The sequence below is a fragment of the Bradyrhizobium sp. 17 genome, assembly GCF_023073515.1.
In the GTDB taxonomy this organism is placed as follows: Bacteria; Pseudomonadota; Alphaproteobacteria; order Rhizobiales; family Xanthobacteraceae; genus Bradyrhizobium; species Bradyrhizobium canariense_D.
In genome coordinates this window covers 1-1,246 of record NZ_JADPJQ010000094.1, presented here as the reverse complement: position 1 = coordinate 1,246, position 1,246 = coordinate 1, and the positions used below count along the sequence as shown (strand labels likewise).

Sequence of the window (1,246 nt, the reverse complement as noted above, 5' to 3'; positions counted from 1 at the left end):
CGTAAGCGCTTAGCCGCAACCCTATTGAGGCTGGCTTGACGTTTTGCGGAATCGCCACGGCATGAGGTCTTCGATGCGGCTATGGGGATGGCCGTCGATGATCGTCTCGAGTGTTTCGGCGATGTAGGCGGCCGGGTTGACGTCGTTGAGCTTGCAGGTGGCGACGATCGAGGCGAGCAAGGCCCAGTTTTCGGCTCCGACCTCATGACCGGCGAAGAGCGCATTTTTTCTGGTCAGGCAGACTGGCCGGATGGCGTTCTCGACAGGGTTGGTGTCGAGCTCGAGGCGCCCGTCTTCGAGGAAGCGGGTCAGACCTTGCCAGTGATTGAGCGCGTAGCGGATGTCCTCGGCGAGCGTCGAACCGCTGGAGATCATCGACAGCTGTTTTTCGAACCACGACTTCAACGCGGCTACCATTGGCAGCGAGTGCTCCTTGCGCGCGGCCAACCGTATGTCCGGCGATGCACCGCGCACCATGGCTTCGATGGCGTAAAGCTGTGCGATGTGCCGAATGGCGGCCTCGGCGATCGGCGATTTGCTATTGCGGGCCAATTTGACGAAGCGTCGGCGCAAATGGCTCCAGCAATGCACGAGCGTCCAAGGCCCTTGCAGTCGAGCGACTTCGGTCAGTCGATCATAACCGTCATAGGCATCGCATTGCAGGAAGCGTCCGCCAAAGCCATCCAGGAACTGCTCAGCGAAGGCACCGCTGCGACTGGGGGCATATCGGAACAGCACGATCGGCGGACTTGGGCCGCTGTGGCCGCGGTCGTCTGAGGCAATCGCCCAGAAGTAGCCTTTCTTCGTTTGGCCGCGCCCCGGATCGAGTACCGGCGCCTTGGTCTCGTCCATGAACAGCCGATCCGCCATGGCCAGGTGGTGGCGCATGTGTTCCGCGATGGGCTGAAGATGGAAGCAGGCGCGGCCGGACCAGTTGCCCAGTGTCGCCCGATCAAGCCGGATGCCCTGGCGCGCATAGATCTCGGCCTGACGGTAAAATGGCGTATGGTCGCCAAATTTGGAGACGATCACGTGCGCGATGGCCGCTTCGGTCGGCAGCCCGCCGGGCACGACGTGCTCCGGTGCGTGCGCCTGCACGACGGGGCCGGAGCAGCGGCGACAGATGTATTTTGGGCGGCGTGTGATCAGCACGCGCCATTGCACCGGGATCACGTCGAGGCGCTGGCTGACGTCCTCGCCGATCTTCGTCATGGCGCCGCAACCGCACGGGCAGAGCGTGCTCGCA

The 1,246-nt window shown here is 63.1% G+C and carries 1 protein-coding gene; it reads right to left on the bottom strand.

Annotation, left to right across the window (positions count from 1 at the left end):
* Nucleotides 1-21: 21 nt before the first annotated feature.
* On the bottom strand, nt 22-1,246 hold a 1,225-nt coding region (locus tag IVB13_RS17205; protein ID WP_256467695.1), incomplete at its 5' end, for an IS66 family transposase.